14 protein-coding genes are annotated in these 17,538 nt (G+C 67.6%); 3 read left to right on the top strand and 11 right to left on the bottom strand.

The features are described from left to right. Window positions 1-4: 4 nt before the first annotated feature. Window positions 5-892 (bottom strand): DegV family protein, encoded by an 888-nt coding sequence (locus MX659_RS03520; RefSeq protein ID WP_267192086.1) that lies wholly within the window; start codon window positions 890-892, stop codon window positions 5-7. 34 nt (window positions 893-926) lie between these two features. Next, a complete protein-coding gene (locus MX659_RS03515) occupies window positions 927-1,796 on the bottom strand; it encodes a DegV family protein (RefSeq protein WP_267192085.1) in 870 nt (289 codons plus the stop codon). A 132-nt stretch (window positions 1,797-1,928) separates the two neighbouring features. Here MX659_RS03515 and MX659_RS03510 point away from each other — a divergent pair, with 132 nt between their 5' ends. Continuing rightward, a complete protein-coding gene (locus MX659_RS03510; protein ID WP_267192084.1) occupies window positions 1,929-3,632 on the top strand; it encodes an alkaline phosphatase family protein in 1,704 nt (567 codons plus the stop codon). Here the strand turns inward: MX659_RS03510 and MX659_RS03505 are convergent. Next, the gene (locus MX659_RS03505; RefSeq protein WP_267192083.1) at window positions 3,623-5,155 is read right to left on the bottom strand and encodes a B12-binding domain-containing radical SAM protein; all 1,533 of its coding nucleotides are present in this window, start codon (window positions 5,153-5,155) and stop codon (window positions 3,623-3,625) included. The genes MX659_RS03510 and MX659_RS03505 overlap by 10 nt on opposite strands. A gap of 175 nt (window positions 5,156-5,330) precedes the next feature. Here MX659_RS03505 and MX659_RS03500 point away from each other — a divergent pair, with 175 nt between their 5' ends. After that, window positions 5,331-5,909, top strand: a complete 579-nt coding sequence (locus tag MX659_RS03500) for a hypothetical protein (RefSeq protein WP_267192082.1) — start codon at window positions 5,331-5,333, stop codon at window positions 5,907-5,909. Here MX659_RS03500 and MX659_RS03495 read toward each other — a convergent pair. The 5 genes from MX659_RS03495 to MX659_RS03475 all read right to left on the bottom strand — a co-directional run bounded on the left by MX659_RS03495 (window position 5,906) and on the right by MX659_RS03475 (window position 10,431). Next, window positions 5,906-6,490 carry a flavodoxin family protein gene (locus MX659_RS03495; RefSeq protein ID WP_267192081.1) on the bottom strand — a complete coding sequence of 195 codons (585 nt, stop codon included), beginning with the start codon at window positions 6,488-6,490 and terminating at the stop codon, window positions 5,906-5,908. The two genes, MX659_RS03500 and MX659_RS03495, sit on opposite strands and share 4 nt — an antisense overlap. A 19-nt stretch (window positions 6,491-6,509) precedes the next feature. Beyond that, window positions 6,510-7,115, bottom strand: coding sequence for a bifunctional nicotinamidase/pyrazinamidase (pncA, locus tag MX659_RS03490; RefSeq protein ID WP_267192498.1), 606 nt, complete (start codon window positions 7,113-7,115; stop codon window positions 6,510-6,512). Between the two features lie 28 nt (window positions 7,116-7,143). Further along, a complete protein-coding gene (locus MX659_RS03485) occupies window positions 7,144-8,598 on the bottom strand; it encodes a nicotinate phosphoribosyltransferase (protein WP_267192080.1) in 1,455 nt (484 codons plus the stop codon). Window positions 8,599-8,695: 97 nt separating this feature from the next. Beyond that, window positions 8,696-9,493 carry an ABC transporter permease subunit gene (locus MX659_RS03480; protein ID WP_267192079.1) on the bottom strand — a complete coding sequence of 266 codons (798 nt, stop codon included), beginning with the start codon at window positions 9,491-9,493 and terminating at the stop codon, window positions 8,696-8,698. Next, window positions 9,490-10,431, bottom strand: coding sequence for an ABC transporter ATP-binding protein (locus tag MX659_RS03475; RefSeq protein ID WP_267192078.1), 942 nt, complete (start codon window positions 10,429-10,431; stop codon window positions 9,490-9,492). The genes MX659_RS03480 and MX659_RS03475 overlap by 4 nt, the downstream gene beginning before the upstream one ends. Before the next feature lie 86 nt (window positions 10,432-10,517). Between MX659_RS03475 and MX659_RS03470 the strand changes: the two genes are divergently transcribed. Then, complete coding sequence (locus tag MX659_RS03470) at window positions 10,518-11,879, top strand: MFS transporter (protein WP_407674467.1); 1,362 nt, start codon at window positions 10,518-10,520, stop codon at window positions 11,877-11,879. Window positions 11,880-11,883: 4 nt separating this feature from the next. On the opposite strand, the gene MX659_RS03465 is transcribed toward MX659_RS03470, so the two are convergent. The 3 genes from MX659_RS03465 to MX659_RS03455 are packed head-to-tail and all read right to left on the bottom strand — an operon-like array spanning window position 11,884 to window position 17,538. Next, window positions 11,884-14,511, bottom strand: coding sequence for a complex I subunit 5 family protein (locus tag MX659_RS03465; protein ID WP_267192076.1), 2,628 nt, complete (start codon window positions 14,509-14,511; stop codon window positions 11,884-11,886). Window positions 14,512-14,547: 36 nt separating this feature from the next. Further along, on the bottom strand, window positions 14,548-16,050 hold the full coding sequence (locus MX659_RS03460) for a complex I subunit 5 family protein (RefSeq protein ID WP_267192075.1): 1,503 nt from the start codon (window positions 16,048-16,050) through the stop codon (window positions 14,548-14,550). A 12-nt stretch (window positions 16,051-16,062) separates the two neighbouring features. Then, window positions 16,063-17,538, bottom strand: coding sequence for a monovalent cation/H+ antiporter subunit D family protein (locus MX659_RS03455; protein WP_267192074.1), 1,476 nt, complete (start codon window positions 17,536-17,538; stop codon window positions 16,063-16,065).

Below are 17,538 nucleotides of genomic sequence, written 5' to 3'. Positions count from 1 at the left end.
GAGCTTACCGCTCGCGCTCCGCGCCCCAGAACACCACTGCGAGCATGCCCGGTCCGACGTGCGAGCCGATGACAGGGCCGACCGCGAGCTCGATGATCTCGCTCGGTCCGAACCGCTCCGCAACCATCGCCTTCAGCACCGCCGCCTCGTCCGGCGCGTCCGCGTGCGCGATGGCAACCGTGTCTCCGAGCGACGGATCGCGCCGCTCAGCCATGATGTCGAGCAGCGCGCTCATCGACTTCTTCCGGCCGCGCACGCTCCGCTTCAGCACGAGCTTGCCGGCGCGGTCGATGGTGAGGATCGGCTTGATGTCGAGAACGGTCCCTGCCGCGGCCGCCGCGTCCGAGATGCGGCCGCCCCTGCGCAGCGTCTCCAGGTTCTCGAGCGTGAAGTAGCCGTTCACGAGGAGTTTCCGCCGCTCGACGAAGTCCACGATCTCGTCTGCGCTCGCACCGTTCGCGTGCATCTGCATCGCGTGATAGACGAGGAAGCCCTCGGCCGCCGAGGCGTTCAGCGTGTCCACGAGCCGGATGTCGGCCTCGGGGAACTCGGCGAGGACCGACTGCCGCACCAGGTGCGCCGTGTCGAACGTGCCAGAAAGCCCGGACGAGAACGCGAGGTAGACGAGCGTCCTGCCGCTCTCGGCCGCCTTCCGGAACAGCGCTTCGTACTCCACGCGCGGAATCTGCGCGGTGGTCGGAACGGCGCCCCCTCGCATCGCTTGGTAGAAGTCGCGGTGCGGGAAGCTCCTTCCGAAGTCGTCCAGCCGCTCCTCGCCGTTCAGCGTGAACGGGAAGTGCAGCTCCTCGACGTCGAAGCGCTCCACGATCTCGGGCGTGAGATCGGAACACGAGTCGATCGCGAGCATCGGTCGTTCGTCTGGTGCAGTCATCGTCTCTCCTGTCGTGCTGCGTATCGTGCGAGCCCTAACCAGCGCTCTTCTCCATCGGCTTGTCTGTGACGTACACGAGGCCTACGGAACCGGGACCGACGTGCGTCCCGATCGTAGGCCCCACAGGGATCACCGGCACCTCGCGCCCGACCGCCTCCGAGGCCATCGCCGCGAGCTCGCGTCCCTCCGCTTCGTCCGCGATGTGGTGGGCAACGACGTCGATGAGCCCCTTGGCTTCCGCGTCGCGCGAGAGAGCGGCGACGATCTCGGTCATCGCCTTTCGCTTGGTGCGCACCTTCGCGAACACGTCGGTCTTGCCGTCGACCACCGTGAGGATCGGGCGGATCTGCAGAAGCGTGCCTATCAGAGCGGACGCGTTGCCGATGCGGCCACCGCGACGCAGGTACTCGAGCGTGTCGGGCACGAAGATGAAGCGGGTGTGCAGCGTCATCTCCCGGGCAGCAGCTGCAGCCTCCTCAGCGCTCGCGCCCTGCTCTGCCGCCCGGGCGGCCGCGAGCACCGCGAACCCGAGCTCCATGCAGTTCGAGCGCGAGTCGACGACCTCGATGCGAGCGTCCGGGCGCTCTTCGCGCACCATGTCGCGTGCGAGCAGCGCCGTGGAGTACGTCCCGCTCATCTCTGATGAGAGGAACACCGCCACGACCTCGTCGCCCGCCTCGACGGCGGCCCTGAACGCCTCGGCGATCGTCGCCGCGGAAGGCTGCGACGTGGTGGGGAAGCCCTTGCTCTTCAGCAGCGCGTCGTAGAAGGCCTCGTCTGCGACGCGCTCCACGTACGTCACGCCGTCGAGCGTGACAGACAGCGGCACCAGGCGGATGCCGTACCGCTCGACATCGCTTTGCGGAAGGTACGACGTGGTGTCCGTCACGACGCGCACGGCCATGAGCGCTCTCCTTCCATCAGCATCGGGGACCCGCGCAATGATGCGCCTCCTGCACCCGTCCGTCCAGTGCGGCGGCTTGCGCGCTTCGGGCTCGTCGGCCACACTCGCAGCGTCCCAAGAAAGGAGACGGTCGTGAAACGGTGGGCACTGCTCGTCCTCGGCATCGCGTGCTCGCTCGCAAGCGCGTACGGCGCCATGCAGCTCGCAACGTACTCGTGGAACCAGGTCGTCGATTACCGAAGCCCGTTCGTCGACCTTGACATCGAGCGCTTCACCGGAGCGCGTCCCCCGCTCTCCTCGCCCGTGCCAGACGCGACGCAGCGCAGGACCGTCGTCGTCCTCATCGACGGCCTCACCGACGCGGCCTCGCGCTCGATGCGTTCGCTTCAGGAGCTGCGTGAGCGCGGCGCCGACGTGCGCCTGACGGCGCCGCAGCCGAGCCTGTCGTACCCGTGCTGGACGACGGCGTTCTCTGGCGCCACCCCGCAGATCAGCGGCGTCACCACCAACTGGTACGACGGCCGCGTGAAGGTCGAGACGCTCTTCGACGTCGCTCGCGGATCGGGCCGGCGGCTTGCAGTGGCAGGGCCTGACGACCTCGATGCGCTCTACGGCGTGAGCAGCCTCACCTCCGCCACTGCGCTCGTGCCCTGGGGCGAAGGCGAGTACCGCTCCGGGCGTATCGTGGATTCCGCCATCTCGCTCGCGCGCGACGGGCGCTCCGACTTCCTCGTGGCGCTCCTCCCCGACGTCGACGACGCAGGGCACGCGGCAGGCAGCGCGTCTGCGCGCTACGCGAGCACGGTCGCGAAGGTGGACGCGGACCTCTCGCGGCTCATCGACGCGCTCGACAATGGCGCGACCGTCTTCGCGATCTTCCCCGACCACGGGCACACCCCTGAAGGCGGGCACGGCGGGTGGGAAGATCCGGTCATCCACACCTTCGCGGTGTTCGCCGGGCCCGGCGTGCGCCACACGCAGGCCAGCGCTCGTCTCGAAGACGTCGCGCCCACGATCTCGGTGCTCGCCGGCATGCAGTCCCCTCGCCTGGCGCGCGGCATGGCCATCGAGGATGTGCTCGCAGACGGCAACGGACGCGCGAAGGACGCCGACTTCGTGCGGGCCGCGGGCTTCGCGCTCGCGTACGCGCGCGAGGTCGGCGGTCCGCAGGCGATCGCCGGCGTCGACACGCTCGGCTCACGGGCCGACATCGAGCGCGTGATGGCGCGCGCAGACGAGCAGCGCCTCGCCTCCGACCGCCACGAGCGCGTCCCGCAGGCCCTGGCGCTCGCCATCGCCGCGCTCGGGGCCCTCGCCGTCATCGGGCTCGCCTCGTGGCGCGCGCTGCTCGCATCGCTTGCCGGTGTGGCGACGTACAACGCGGTGTTCCTGTCGCTGTACTTCCTCGTGCACCGGTTCCGGTGGTCGCTGTCCACCTTCAACGAAGAATCGCAGGTCCAAGCGTTCTTCAACGCGCGCATGGCCGAGGCGGTGCTCGCAGGACTCGTGGCGTGCGCAGTCGCGGCGATCGTGTACGCGGCGCTCCGGAAGCGGCCGAAGGGGCCGCGCGAGGGTCGCACGGCGGGGTGGCTCGCGCTCGGTGTCGCGACCGTCCTGGCGATACAAGCGGTGTTGGGACTCCAGGTGGCGTGGTTCCTGTGGCGATGGGGAGCGTCGTGCATCTGGCGACTGCCTGACCTGTTCTGGGGCTTCAAGTACGACGTCGACCTGCTGCAGACGACCGCTTTGGGGGTCACCGCAATCCTCGGCCCTGCGGTGACCTACGCGATCGGACGCTGGCATCCGAACGCGCACCGTGCGGAAGCTCAGTCCTGAAGCGCTCTCAGGTACGCGGTGTATTCGGGGTCGCGCAAGAAGGCCCTGACTCGCCGCCGTCCGACGCAGAGCACCGCGCAGGGCGCGAACTTGTACTGAAGGTGCATCCGCGCCCACTCGACGATACGCCGCGACGGCTTCAACCCCCGCAGGTATCTCCTCATTCCAGCGCCGAGCCGACGGTGTCGGACCACGAGTCCTTCCACGAACGCCTTGGCGATGCGGATCCGCGAGTAGAACTGCTTGTATTCGGCTATCACCGCTTCTTGCATCTGGCGTGCTGTCGTCCGGTACGGCCGGATCGCCACGTGCATCCCGTCCAGGAAGCGGAGGTCTTCGACCCTGTCGAAGATGACGCGACCGGTGGCCTCGTGCTCGGCCGTGGCCCGTGTGCCTGGAAGCGGCGTCTCGAACAGGTACTGGAGCGACGTCACGTACCGGCGAGCGAATCCGCCGTTCCGCTTGAGCGTCTCGAGCGTGTCGTGCGCGAAGGCGATGAACATGCCGTGCACGAGGACGCCGTATCGCCGGAGCGCCGTGAGCGCCGCAGCGACGCGGTCGACGTCGGTGCGCTTTTGCACACCTGCGAGGTCTTCGTCCGCTGCGGACTCGACACCGATGCATACCGTCGTCACCGGCGCCGCCTCCCGCAAGAGCCTCAGGAGCTCTCGGTCGAGTCTGCCGCCCTCGTCGAACACGGCATCCGCGCGCAGTTGCACCGTGAGAGGCCGTGCGTAGCTGCGGTCGATGGCTCCCTGTAAGAACCGTTTGAACGAAGGCTTGTTGGCTGCTGCGTTGTCATCGATGAGGAACACGCTGCTGAAGCCCGCCTCTTGACACCGGAGCAGCTCTTGTACGCTGATGCGCTCGTCGCGCAGCACGTATCGCGGCCAGATCTCGTGCACCTCGCAGAACGTGCAGCGCTCGGGACACCCGCGCGAACGCCACACGAGCCCCGTCGTCTGCCGTTCGGCACCGTCAACGAGCGACATGTCGACGAATGGAAGTGCGTCGAGCTCCGTGCGTGCGAGCTGCCGCGGCGGCGGCCCGAAGCGCAGGTCGCCATCTTGACGCCACACGATGCCCGGCACCTGCCGTAACGCTTCGCTCGGCGGCTCTCCGGGTTGCCACCCGCGGACCGCATCCAAGAACATGAGCAGCGATTGTTCCGCCTCTCCGCGGATGACGAAGTCGGCGCCAGCCTCGAAGGACCGGGCCGGTGCGCACGTCGGTTCCGGACCTCCGAAAACGATGGCCGCCTCGGGATTGGCACGGCGCGTCTGTTGAGCCAGCTCCGCGGCCCTCGTCAACGTGCACGAAATCGCCGAGAGGCCCACCACGTCCGCTCTGCGCACACATTCCCAGTCGATGCGCCCCCGTCCTCCGACGTCCTCGACGAACGCCCTCACCTCGTGGCCGGCGTCTCGCAGCACGGTCGCAAGCAACGGTACCCCGCGACCCATGGCGACGTGGGAGTAGATGTTCAGCCCCGGTGAGCCGGGTTCGATCAACACCACGTTCACAGCGACGCGCTCCCCGTGGATCCGCCCTCATTCGGGTTGTTCCCCACTCCCCGGAGAACGACACGCGGCGCCGTTCGTCAGGAACTTCCGCTCGCGGTGACGGCCGCCACTAAGACACCGCGCAGCGCGAGCCGATACGCCGTACGTAGTGTGCCTGCTCGCCCAAGGAACCGACATGGTCGACGTGCTTGCCCGCATCTCCGACCTCGAGCCGGTCATGTCGGCCTCGCCCGAGGTCTTCTCCGTCCTCGTGAACTCCCGCTCGCATGCCGAAGCCGGCCTGGCGCTGGACGTGCTGCGCGAGACGGTCCCCGAGCGGACGCTCGTGAAGGCCATCAACCTGCGCGAGGTCTTGCAGGCGCTCCCGACGTTCCCGTGCAGCATGGCCGTCGACGACCAGACGCTCACCAAAGTCGCGGGACTCGTGAAGGACGCCTCGCTCCTCAAGCGCAGGGTGCCGGGTGTCAAGGGCGCATGGACGGCCGTGACGACGGCTGGCAACTTCTGTTTCGATCTGTTCGTCATCTACCGCGGCAAGACCCACATGTGGATGCCGCACTCGGAATCCCAAGACATCATCAATCCCGAGGCGCTCCGGCTCATCGTGCGCCATCCTGCGATCCTTGGCGACGTGATCGGTCTTGTCCAAGACATGGGGCTCGTCTTCAACCCGCGCTTCTACCTGTCGCTCGAAGACTGGGGGTTCGACCACGCCCACGACGCGCTCGAGGACTTCCAGGCGCTGTTCTTCTAGCAGCCGTCTTCGCGCACCCGCTTGAGCAGCCACGCCATGTTCTGGCCGAGCCGGGCCATCGTCTGCAGGCCCTCCTCGTCGCTTTCGACCGCGCCCGCCGGACCGCCGATGCCGATGTTCCAGTACGACGAGCCCGGCACGATCATCTCGCTGATGAGGAAGAGGTGGTTGATGCTGTCGAACGCGTGGATCGCGCCACCACGCCTGACGGCGATCACGGCCGCGCCGACCTTCCGCCTCAGAAGCTCGGGGTTGGCGCGGGCCACGTACCCCACGCGGTCGATGAGCGCCTTGGCCTCCGGCGTGATGTCCGCGAAGTACACCGGCGAGCCGATGATGACGCCGTCCGCCCCGTCGATGGCCTCGATGCACTCGCTCACGTAATCGTTGATGCCCGAGCAGCGCCGGTCGAGCGTCTCCCGGCACTTCATGCACGCCGTGCAGCCGTGCACGCGCTTCCCGGCCAGCGTGAAGGTCTCGGTCTCGATGCCTTCGTGGCGCAGCTCGACGAGCACGCGCTCGATCAAGCGTGCCGTGTTGCCGTCTTTCCGCGCGCTGCAGTTGAACGCGACGACTCTCATGCGATGTCCTCCTGCCTTCCTAGAGCGCCGCGGCCGCAGCGCTGTCGATGATCCTCGCACCCGCGTCCGCCATCGCCTGGAAAGCGCGCTCGCCGTCGCCGGGAGCCGCGTCCACGGCGCGGCATCCGTCGCGGACGACGCTCACGCCGAAGCCAAGGCTGAGGGCGTCGAGCACAGTCGCCTTCACGCAGTAGTCCGTGGCGAGCCCGAGCACCACCAGCTCGCTCACGCCGTGCGAACGCAAGAAGGCGTCCAGACCGGTGCTGCTCACGCGATCGTTGTCGAAGAACGCGCTGTAACTGTCGACGTTCGGGTCGGTGCCTTTGCGCACCACGTGCCCGATCGGCACGACGTCCAGCCCGGAGTGGAACGACGCGCCCGGCGTCTGCTGCACGCAGTGGTCGGGCCACAGCACCTGCTGCGTCCCCCCGAGCGCGATGACGTCGCCGACCGACGTCCCAGGGTGCGAAGAGGCGAACGACGCGTGCCCGGGCGGGTGCCAGTCCTGCGTGGCGACCACGAGCGAGAACAGCGGCGAGAGGCGGTTCGCGACCGGCACCACCGCATCGCCGTCCGGCACGGGCAACGCTCCGCCTGGCATGAAGTCGTTCTGCAGGTCCACCATGATGAGCGCTCTCACGTCGATCCCTCCCTCAGCCGAGCCGCCGTGCGCGCGCGATGAGCGCGGTGCGCAGCTCGTGCAGCTCCCTCTCGATGCCGACGGGGTAGATGTACGGCGCCACCAGGCGCTTCACGCTCGGGTCGAGCCGCGCCATCTGCTCGGCCGTCCGTGCGCGCGCCGCGCTCGCGTCAGGCACGTCGTAGACGCGCTCGCCGCGGCGGAAGACCGGCACGAGCAGGTCTTCGTGCGCTTGCGCGCAGAACCGCTTGCGCCGGATCGGGTCGCCGGGATCCACAATCTCGCAACGCTCGCCAAGCGGCCGCGTCTCGTCGAAGACCATGTCGCCGTCGAACATGCCGTCTTTCACGAACCGCCTGACCTGCAGCACGCCTGGGATGGTCGTCTTGACGCTCTGCTCCGAGACCTTGATGCGCGGCTCCCACTGACCGCCCGGCTCCCGGACGGCGGAGAGCTTGTAGACCGCACCGAGCGCAGGCTGGCCGTCCGCGGTGGCGAGCTTCGTGCCCACGCCCCAGACATCGATCGGCGCTCCTTGGTCTTTGAGCGCCTCGATCGTCTGCTCGTCGAGCTCGTTCGACGCGTAGATCTTCACGTGCCGCATGCCGGCCGCGTCCAGCATCTCGCGAGCGCGTGCCGCGAACCACGCCAGGTCGCCCGAGTCGATGCGGATGCCGATGAGCGCGTGGCCGCGCTCCGCAAGCCGCTTGCCGGTCTCGATGGCGTGCCGCACGCCTTCGAGCGTGTCGTAGGTGTCGACGAGAAGGACGCAGTTGTTGGGCATCGCGTCCGCGTACGCGTCGAACGCGTCTTGCTCCCGATCGAAGGCCATCACCCAGCTGTGCGCGTGCGTGCCGCCCACCGGGATGCCGTACCGCATGCCGGCAAGCACGTTCGAGGTGGCGACGCATCCGCCGACGTACGCCGCCCTGCTCGCCGAAAGGCCGCCGTCGGGACCCTGCGCCCGGCGCAGCCCGAACTCGATGACGGGCGCTCCCTTCGCGGCGTAGCACACCCGTGCCGCTTTGGTGGCGACGAGCGTCTGGAATCCGACGATGGTGAGCAGCGTCGTCTCGACGAGCTGCGCTTGCGCGATGGGTCCCGTGACGCGCAGGATCGGCTCGTTCGGGAAGACCGCCGTGCCTTCCGGCACCGCGTCGACGTCGCACTCGAAACGCATCTGCGAGAGCCATTCGAGGAAGTCGCCGGGGAACAGCGGCGTGCCGTCCGCTCCGGAAAGCGTCGCGAGGTACGCGATGTCGTCGTTCTCGAAGCGCAGGCCTTCGAGGTACTCGACCGCCTGCGCGAGCCCGCACGCGATGGCGTACCCGCCCCCGAACGGCTGGGAGCGGAAGACCATGTGGAAGCATGCGTCCAGCCGCGCGGCGCCGCTGCGCCAGTACGCGTACGCCATCGTGACCTGGTACAGGTCCGTGAGCAGCGGGTGGACCGGCCGGGCCGTCTCCATCGTCACCTCCTCGCAGGTACGAAGAACGGTACCCGAACCGGCGCTGCTGGCGCCACCCTTCGTCGCAGCGGCCTGACCTCTTGACGCGGCTGGCGGGCTAGGCGGCGTCCCTGCGCGAGAACACCACGACGCTCGCCGCGAGCGACGCTGCCGCCACCGCCCCGTACAGCCACCAGGTCGACGGCTCGACGGTCCCTCCGTCCATGACGACGCCTGGCTGCCAAGCGCTCACGAGGTTCACTGGGCCGAAGAAGTCTGCGAGATGCGAGACGTTCGACACGATGTCGCTCGCCCACATCAGCGCGAACAGCCCTGCGGCGATGCCGCCGGCCTTGCCGCCGCCGCGGACGCACGCGCTGATGAGCATGCACACCCCGCCCCCGGCAAGCACGAACAGCGCGCCGATCGCGACAAGCTGCCACAGCGACTCGGCGGCCAGCTTCACGCCGTACGCAGGCCCGAAGAGCTGGATCGACCCGAACGTCGCCAGCGAGAGCACGAGCGAGATGACGACCAGGCCGACGATCCGGCTCACGGCGAGCGTCACGCGGGAGACCGGCTGAGCGAGCGTGAGCTCCATCGTGCCGTCGGCGATCTCGCCGGCGAACGCGCGCGACGCGTACACGAACGCTGCGGAGAGCACGATGAGCATCCACATCAGGCCGAGGTACTCCACCTGGAAGAACCCGCCGATCGTCCCGAACGACGCCACCGTGCCGCCGAACATCTTCAGCATCTCCGGAGGCAGGCTCTCGACGAGCTGCTGGTACTGCTCGCCGCCGAGGTTCGGCCAGTACCAGACCATCAGCCACGAGTAGAAGGCAAGCCCGGCGACGTACCACAGAAGCGCCGTACGACGCTGCCACAACGACGCACGGATCACGGTGAGGCTCATGCGTCCGCACCCCCTTCGGCTCCGCTTGCGTCCGAACTGCGGACGCCCTCATCGCCGCGGTAGAACTCCATGAAGACCTCTTCGAGGCTGGCGTGCTGGATGCTCAAGTCGGCGAGGCGCGCGGTCGCAAGCCGCTTGACGACCTCGTCCAAGTGGTCGCCCTTCACGCGCGCATTGAAGATGGCCGGACCGCGCTGCTCGAGCCGCATCAGCCCCTCGACGCCGTCGAAGAACCCCGGATCCACGGGCTCCGCGAATGTCACCGTGAGCTCCCGCAGGCGCTTCTCGAGCAGGTCCCGGACGCCCTCCTCGGCAGCGAGCCTCCCGTCGCGGATGATGCCGACGCGGTCGCACACCCGCTCGACCTCAGACAGCACGTGGCTCGACAGGAACACCGTCGCGCCGTCTTTCACGCGCTCCTCGATGATCTCGAACACCGTCTCTTGGTTGAGCGGGTCGAGCCCCGAGGTGGGCTCGTCCAAGATGAGCACCTCCGGCGAGTGCATCAGGCCGAGCACGAGCGCGAGCTTCTGCTTGTTGCCCTTCGAGAGCTCCTTGACCTTGCGCGACGGGTCGAAACCGAGCCGCTCGACGAGCTCCGCGGCAGCCGTCGGCGGGGCCTTCCTCAGACCGGAGACGTAGTCGATGTGCCAGCGGCCGGTCTCCTTCTCGAACAGGTGGAGCTCGCCGGGCACGTACCCCACCCGCGCGCGCAGCCGCGCTCCGTCGAGCACCACGCGCTGACCGAGCAGACGCGCTTCGCCTGCGGTCGGCCGCAAGATGCCGAGCAGGCACCGGATGGTCGTGGTCTTGCCGGCGCCGTTCGGACCGAGGAACCCGTACACGGAGCCCTGCGGAACCTCCAGCGTCAGGTCTTCGACGCCGCGCGTCGTGCCGTAGTACTTCGTGAGTCCCACGCACTCGATGACGCCTGCCATGCGATCGCCTCCCTCGTGACTTGAACGAGCGTACACCCAACCGCTTCCAGGTGCGAGGGGTGTGGAGCCAGGCGCCGCAGGCAGGTATGGGGCGCCAGGTCCCGCCGCCGCGCGAACGTCGCGCCGTGACCCACCGCCGGACAGACCTAGCGCTTTCGTATACCATGGGCGCTTGTCTGCATATCGAAGACGGGCGACCGATGGCATCCAGAACCGACATCAGACGCGCGCTCGCAGCGCGCTTCATATCGCGCGCCGGCAGCGAGGCCGCGTTCTTCATCGGCGTGTGGGGCAAGGCGGCGTTCTCGCTCCACGCAACGCCGCGGCAGCTCGCGCTCGTCATGTTCTGCTTGAGCGCCGCGTCGATCGCAGGCAGCGTCATCGGCGGCGTGCTCGTGGACCGCTACGGCCCAAAGCGCGTCATCATGGGCGCCGAAGCGCTGTTCGTGCCCGTCGCCTTGGCTGTGGCGGCCGCCGACTCCATCGCGATGCTCGTGCCGCTCGTCGCGTTGTGGGGACTCGCGGGCTCGCCCATCCAAACGGCTGGCGCCTCGCTTGCGCCGTACCTCGTCGGGAATCGAGCGGAGCTGCCGCGTATGAACTCGCTTCTGGAGACAGCCGGCTCTGCGGCGTTCATCACCGGACCGGTGATCGGCGCGTTCGTCTCACGCGGGCTTGGCGTCGACAGCGTGTTCGTGTTCGACGCGCTCACCTCGCTGGTCGCCGTCGCGCTGTTCTCCCGCACCCGGATCGACGGGCCGAGACAGCAGCGGGAAAGCCGCGGCGCGCTGCGTGAGATCAAAGAGGGCGTGCGCCTCGCGTACGGCATGCGGTCGATCCGGTTCTACGTGCTCGCAGGCACTGTGACGTGGCTCGGCTTCGGAGCATTCGGCGCGCTCGAGCCGCTGTTCTACCGCGATGTCGTGAAGACCGGCGTGGAGACCATCGGGTACATGAACGCAATCTTCGGAATCGGGATCCTCGCTGGCGCAACGCTGCTCAGGAGCCTCCCCCGCTCGATCATCTCGGCGCGCGGCCTCGCTGCCGCCGTCGCGCTCACCGGCGCCGGCAGCGTCATGTACGTCGGCACCGCCGACCTGCGCGTGATCGCGCTCGGGTCGTTCGCGTGGGGGACGATCGTCGGCCTGCTGGAGCCGTTGCTTCGGACGCTCCTGCACCGGGACACCCCGCACGGTCTCGTCGGGCGCGTGACGGGAACCGCCCAGGTGCACCGCCAGGCCGGCGAGCTCGTGCCGCTCGCGTTCGCGCCTGCCGTGGCCGCCGCGATCGGCGTGCAGCAGACCCTCATCGCAGGCGGCATGTTCACCGCCGTCGCGGCGCTGCTCGGCATGTTCGAGGCCCGCGCGATCGACCGCGCCGCAGCGGCTGTGCCCGTAGAGATACAGCCGCTGCTCGCATCAGACGAGCCGATATCGCCGGTGCGATAGGCGCTCAGCGTCGCTGCATGACGGCCGCAACGAACAGCAGCAGGACTCCGACGATCACGGCGACATTGAAGCTCATGTCGCGAGCATAGCGCGTGATCGCACGCCTCGTGAACAGCACGCTCTCCTCGCTGCTCGACGTGTCGAACACCCTGCCCGCCCGTTCCCGCGTCATCGCATCCACGCCCAGCCTGAGCATGTCGAGCAGCCACCTGCTCCACGAGACGGACGTGCGCCGCGACCACGAGCTGCCGCCCTCGAATGCCTCCCGCGCGCTCCGCGCCGCCGCTGCTGGCGCTTCCTCTGCCCTCGCTGCGAGGTGCTCCGCAGCGACCGGACGGCCTCGAATCGCGGCCTTCACCTTGAGATCGAACCGCTCCTCGCTTGCCGCGGCGTTCGCTGCGGCGGCCAGACGCCGCACGACGTCCCGGCCTCCACGCCTGTCGGCGGCAGCTGCGAAGGCCGCTGCCGCGACGTGCTCTCGCGTCGCAGCCGTATCGGCGACGAGACCATCGATGTGCTCCAAGACCTCACGCGCGTGGCCCTGACGCACAGCGTCTTGGACTACCGCAAGCCTGATAGCGAACAGTCGCTGCGCGATGTAGCTTGCTGATTCGCGAACGGCTTCGATCGCGTCCCGCCACTCGCCCTCGTCCGTCACACCGGCCGAGCTCAAGAGCCTCACGGCCCTGTCCACGGCCTGGCGGACCTCTTCGTGCCGCTCGACTTCCAGGGCGACTTCAGCGCGGGCAATCGCGCGCTGCGCAAGCCTCTCGGTCACACCGGTGGTCATGACCGCTACCGCCCTGCGATACCACCGCTCCACACGCGACCGCGAGCAATCGTACACGTCCCGGACCTGGCACAACGCGTCAGACACGCCGCGCAGCCAGGCATCGTACGTCCGGCCGATCCGCTCGATGCCGCGGCCCAGCGCTGACACCGTTTGCAGGTACCACCAGTCGATGGACAGCCAACGCGGAAGGTGTGCATGGAACAAGCCCGTCTTCATCCCGACCGTGAACACGCTCGCACCGATGGCGAACGCCACCAGCACCGACGAGATGTCGCCCCACCGCAAGAAGTACTCGGCCAGATACTCTTCCAACACGCCGAAGTGCAGCCCCCACAGGTGCAGTCCGGGCTCGAAGATGCCGCGGATGACGAGCTGCGGCCGGACGCCCAGCATGATGATCGCCGCGGCAAGGACCCCCATCGCCACCAGCATGCGCGGCGGAGCCTCTCGCACCTCCGGTCCGTACTCGACCTTCGGCCGGCCGAGGAACGTGAGCCCGATAAGCTTGATGAACGAGCAGGCCGTGCCTCCGCACGTCACGATGTACACCTTCTCGGCGAAGCCGAGCGATGCGAGGTGATGCAGGTCGTGCGCTTCGACAAGGGCATGATGGATCATGCACTTGCTCACGAACCCGTTGAACAGCGGAACTCCCGTGATTCCCGCAGCAGCCACGGCCATGAATGCGAACGTGAAGGGCATCCGCTTCGCAAGCCCACCGAGGCGGTACATGTCCAGCGAGCGCGTTCGGAAGTACACGGCGCCGACACCCAAGAACAGGCATGCCTTGAACAGCGCGTGGTTCAATACGTGGAACAGGCCGCCAGCGATACCCATCGCGCCGTGCGCGCCGAGGTATCCGGCAGCGCCGATGCCTGCCAGGATGAATCCCATCTGCGACACCGAGTGGTACGCGAGCATGCGCTTCGCGTTGCTTTGCAGCAGTGCCATGCACACCCCTGTGAACATCGTGAAGATTCCGATCCACAGGACGACCATCCCGAGCTCCGAGCTGAAGGCCCAGGCGTGCTCCGCGAGGTGCTCCGAGACCTCCGGTCTGAACAGCGCCGTCACCGTGCGGAAGATCCCGTACGCGCCGGCCTTGATCATGACGCCTGAGAGCAGAGCGCTCGCTGGTGAGGGCGCGACAGGATGGGCGTCCGGGAGCCACACGTGCACGGGCTGCATGCCGGCCTTGACGCCGAAGCCGAGCACGAGCAGCCCGGCGGCAAGCCACTTGAGCGCGACAGGGCCGCCCGCCGGAAGCGGCGCAAGTGTCCCGCTCCCCCCGAGACCGAACGTCGCCACGATGCCGCCGAACAGCGCGAACCCGCCGACGACGGTCATCCAGAAGTACTTCACGCCCGCACGCTTCGCCTCGTCGGTCTCTGCATGGATCACAAACAAGAACGCGACCAGACCGAGCGACTCGAAGAACAGGTAGAGCGTGACGAGGTCTCCTGCCATCACGACGCCGAGCATGGAAGCGAGGGCAACGAGATTCGTGATGTGGTAGCGATCGTGATGCTGCTCGTGTGCGAGGTAGTCGAGCGCGTACAGGGTCGATGCGAACCATACGAGCGCTGAGAACAGAGCGAACAGCAGCGAGAACGAATCGACCGTGAAGCATAGGCCGCCCATGAAGGCCGGGAGGACTGCGGCCGTGACACGATGATGCTCGGCGACCTGCGGCACGAGCGCCGCAACGAGGAGAAGGTCGGCACCGACCGCTGCCACGACGAAGGCGTTGCGCAACGCGGCGCGCACGCGCCCGAGCAGCGGAACCAGCACGGCCGCGACAAGCGGCAGTGCGACGGCCGCAACGGGAAGCACGCTCACGTATGCCTCGGCCTCTTCGTGCACATCAGCCCGCTTTCACCGGAAGAACGCCTCGACTGCGCCTTTGGCCACCTCCGCTGGCAAGAAGGGCGATGCGGCGCACACGCCGAGCAGGATCACGATGAGCGCAGCAGCGACGAGCGGAGCAAGCATCGTGAGCGGCGCTTCGCCGGAACCCCCTTTTGCGTGCAGCGTCTCTGGCAGAGCCGGACCCGGCTCTTTGAAGTACATGCGGTACGCGATGGGCAGCAGGTATACGCCAGCCAGAAGAGCGCCGCCAATCAGCACGACGAGGTACCCCACCTGCCCTGAGTGCAGGATCCCAAGACCGAGGTACCACTTGCTCACGAATCCCGCGAGCGGCGGCGTGCCGATCATCGCGAGCGACGCGATCGTCAGGACGGCGGCGGTCACCGGCATCCGCTTGGCAGCACCGTCAAGCTCGCGCACCGACCGCACGCCGAGACGCTTGATGAACAGTCCCGCGCAGAAGAACAGCGCGCCTTTCATGAAGGCGTGGTTCGCGACGTGCACAATCGCGCCTGTCGTGGCCTGCGGATCCAACAGCGCGACGCCGAGCGCCACGTAACCCATCTGCGAGATCGTCGAGTATGCGAGCCGCCGCTTGATGTCGTCTTGGTTCATCGCGAGCAAAGCGGCGAACACGACCGTGAACGCAGCCACGTACGCCACCCATCGTCCGACGCCAAGGGAGCGCACGAGCTCGACGCCGAAGACGTTGAAGAAAACGCGCATGATGCCGAACGTTCCCGTGGCGACCATGATCCCTGACAGGACCGCGGAGAACGGCGCAGGTGCAGCCGGATGAGCGTCGGGCACCCACCCGTGCAAGGGAACGAGCGCGGCCTTCACGCCGAAGCCAGCAATGAAGCACCAGAAGACCGCGAGGAGCTGCGCCCGCGGCATCCCCGCGTCGAGCAGCGGCCGACCGATGTCCTGGCCGCCCGCCAGGAAGTACGTGTATACGATCGCGAGCAGCACGAGGCTCCCGCCGACGAGTATGTACACGATGTACTTGGTGCCTGCAGCAAGCGCCTCCGGCGTCTGTTCGTGCACGACAAGCGGGTAGGTGAGGATGCTGAACAGCTCGTAGAAGACGAGGAACGTCAGCAGGTTCCCCGAATACGCCACACCGACGGTCCAGCCAAGGCTCAACAGGAAGAACGCGTAGTACCGGGGCAGGCGGTGCTCATCGGCCATGTATCCGAACGAGTACGCGAGCGCCAGCAGCCACAGAACGGCGGCCAGCACTCCGTACAGTGACCCCAAAGCGTCCACCTTGAGATGGATCCAGATCTGCGGGGTCATCTTGACGAGGTGGGCCTCCAACGTCACGCCCGACGAGACGCGGACGAGCACCCACGATGTCAGAGCGACCGAGAGCACGGCCACCGCTGAGAGCACGCCGCACCGCAGCCTCTTCGGCCACGCTCCCGAAACACCCGCGGCGCAGCCACCGAGCAACGGAACGAAGACCGCCGCAGGCACCACCCAGCTCGTATGAGCTCCCGCATCCATCTCGTCCTCCGATTACATCTTGAACACGAACTCAACGGCCGCCCGTGCGAGCGCGAACGGCATGCCGGGAACGTCGCTCGTCGTACCGAGGACGATCACCCACACCGCGCACACGAGCGTCGGCACAAGAAGCAGCGGCCTCGCCTCACGGACCTCAGGCCTGCGCTCGGGCGATCCTTTGAAGAAAGCCAGGTAGACGATGGGCAGCCAGTACGCAGCGTTGAGAAGCGAGCTCGCCAGCATCACGATCGCGAACCACCACATACCTGACTCGAGCGCCCCAAGCGAGAGGTACCACTTCGTGATGAAGCCCGCGAACAGCGGCACGCCGATGAACGACAGCGATGCGGCCGTGAAGGCGGCCATCGTCAGCGGCATCTCGTGCCCGATCCCGGCGAGCTCGTGGACCTGCGTCTTGCCCGTGGTGCGCTGGATCGCGCCGGCCACGAAGAACATCGTGATCTTTGCGAACGCCTGGTTGGCGATGTGCGCCACCGCTGCGCACGCCGCCGACGGAGCCAGCAGCGAGGCCCCCAAGACGATGTAGGAGAGCTGGCTCACCGTCGAGTACGCCAACCGGCGCTTGAGGTTGTCCTGGAACAGCGCGACAACGGAGGCGACGACGATGGTGAACGCCGCCAGATACGCGAGCGGCACCGTGAACCCGAGCGAGCGCAGAAGCTCGATCCCGAAGACGTTGTAGACAACGCGCAGGATACCGAACGCGCCCACCTTGACCACCGCGACTGCGTGCAAGAGCGCGCTCACCGGCGTCGGAGCCACCATGGCGGTCGGCAGCCAACCGTGCAGCGGCATGATCGCCGCTTTCACGCCGAAGCCAACGATGAGCGTCGCGAACAGGACGGCAAGAGTGCGCGGGTCTGCAGAGGCCGGCAGTATGCCGGATCGAGAGAGCGTGAGCGTGCCCGCCACCTGGTACGTCAGGGCAGAGCCGAGAAGGATGCAGGCTCCACCGCTCAAGGTGTACGCAAGGTATTTCCTGCCGGCACGCAACGCCTCCGGCGTCTCCTCGTGGATGACGAGCGGATATGTGCAGATGGTGAGCGTTTCGTAGAAGACGAACAGCGTGAGCAGGTTCTCCGCGAACGCCACACCGACCGTGGTCGACACGCACAAGGCGAAAAAGCCGAAGAACCGCACCTTGGCCTGCTCCGGCTCCATGTACCCGATGGCGTACACGGTGGTGACGAGCCACAGCGCTGAAGAGACCGTCGCGAAGAACATGCCGAGCGCGTCTGCCCTGAACGCTATGCCGATGCCTGGCGTGAACTCGATGAGATCCCACACGAAGGTCTTGCCCGCAAGGGCCCCAGGCAGCATCGACATGACCACCGCGAGCTTGAGCGTCGCTGCGCCTAGGCTCCAGAACCGCCGCCAGAACACGCTGCGACCCATCAGGAACACTAGACCCGCGCACGTGAATGAGATGGCCGGGGCCAGCACGACCCTGACGTCGACGGTCTCCAT

Origin of the sequence: Parvivirga hydrogeniphila (assembly GCF_023371205.1) — a bacterium.
GTDB classification, from domain to species: domain Bacteria; phylum Actinomycetota; class Coriobacteriia; order Anaerosomatales; family Anaerosomataceae; genus Parvivirga; species Parvivirga hydrogeniphila.
The sequence above is the reverse complement of the archived record's forward strand: the minus strand, read 5'-3'. Positions and strand labels throughout refer to the sequence as shown.

Bases quoted from the DNA above. Each gene is read 5' to 3' on its own strand.
- MX659_RS03520 (WP_267192086.1), bottom strand. From the start codon at position 892: ATGACTGCACCAGACGAACGACCGATGCTCGCGATCGACTCGTGTTCC.
- MX659_RS03515 (WP_267192085.1), bottom strand. From the start codon at position 1,796: ATGGCCGTGCGCGTCGTGACGGACACCACGTCGTACCTTCCGCAAAGC.
- MX659_RS03500 (WP_267192082.1), top strand. From the start codon at position 5,331: ATGGTCGACGTGCTTGCCCGCATCTCCGACCTCGAGCCGGTCATGTCG.
- MX659_RS03495 (WP_267192081.1), bottom strand. From the start codon at position 6,490: ATGAGAGTCGTCGCGTTCAACTGCAGCGCGCGGAAAGACGGCAACACG.
- pncA (WP_267192498.1), bottom strand. From the start codon at position 7,115: ATGGTGGACCTGCAGAACGACTTCATGCCAGGCGGAGCGTTGCCCGTG.
- MX659_RS03485 (WP_267192080.1), bottom strand. From the start codon at position 8,598: ATGGAGACGGCCCGGCCGGTCCACCCGCTGCTCACGGACCTGTACCAG.
- MX659_RS03480 (WP_267192079.1), bottom strand. From the start codon at position 9,493: ATGAGCCTCACCGTGATCCGTGCGTCGTTGTGGCAGCGTCGTACGGCG.
- MX659_RS03475 (WP_267192078.1), bottom strand. From the start codon at position 10,431: ATGGCAGGCGTCATCGAGTGCGTGGGACTCACGAAGTACTACGGCACG.
- MX659_RS03470 (WP_407674467.1), top strand. From the start codon at position 10,518: ATGGGGCGCCAGGTCCCGCCGCCGCGCGAACGTCGCGCCGTGACCCAC.
- MX659_RS03460 (WP_267192075.1), bottom strand. From the start codon at position 16,050: ATGGATGCGGGAGCTCATACGAGCTGGGTGGTGCCTGCGGCGGTCTTC.
- MX659_RS03455 (WP_267192074.1), bottom strand. From the start codon at position 17,538: ATGGAGACCGTCGACGTCAGGGTCGTGCTGGCCCCGGCCATCTCATTC.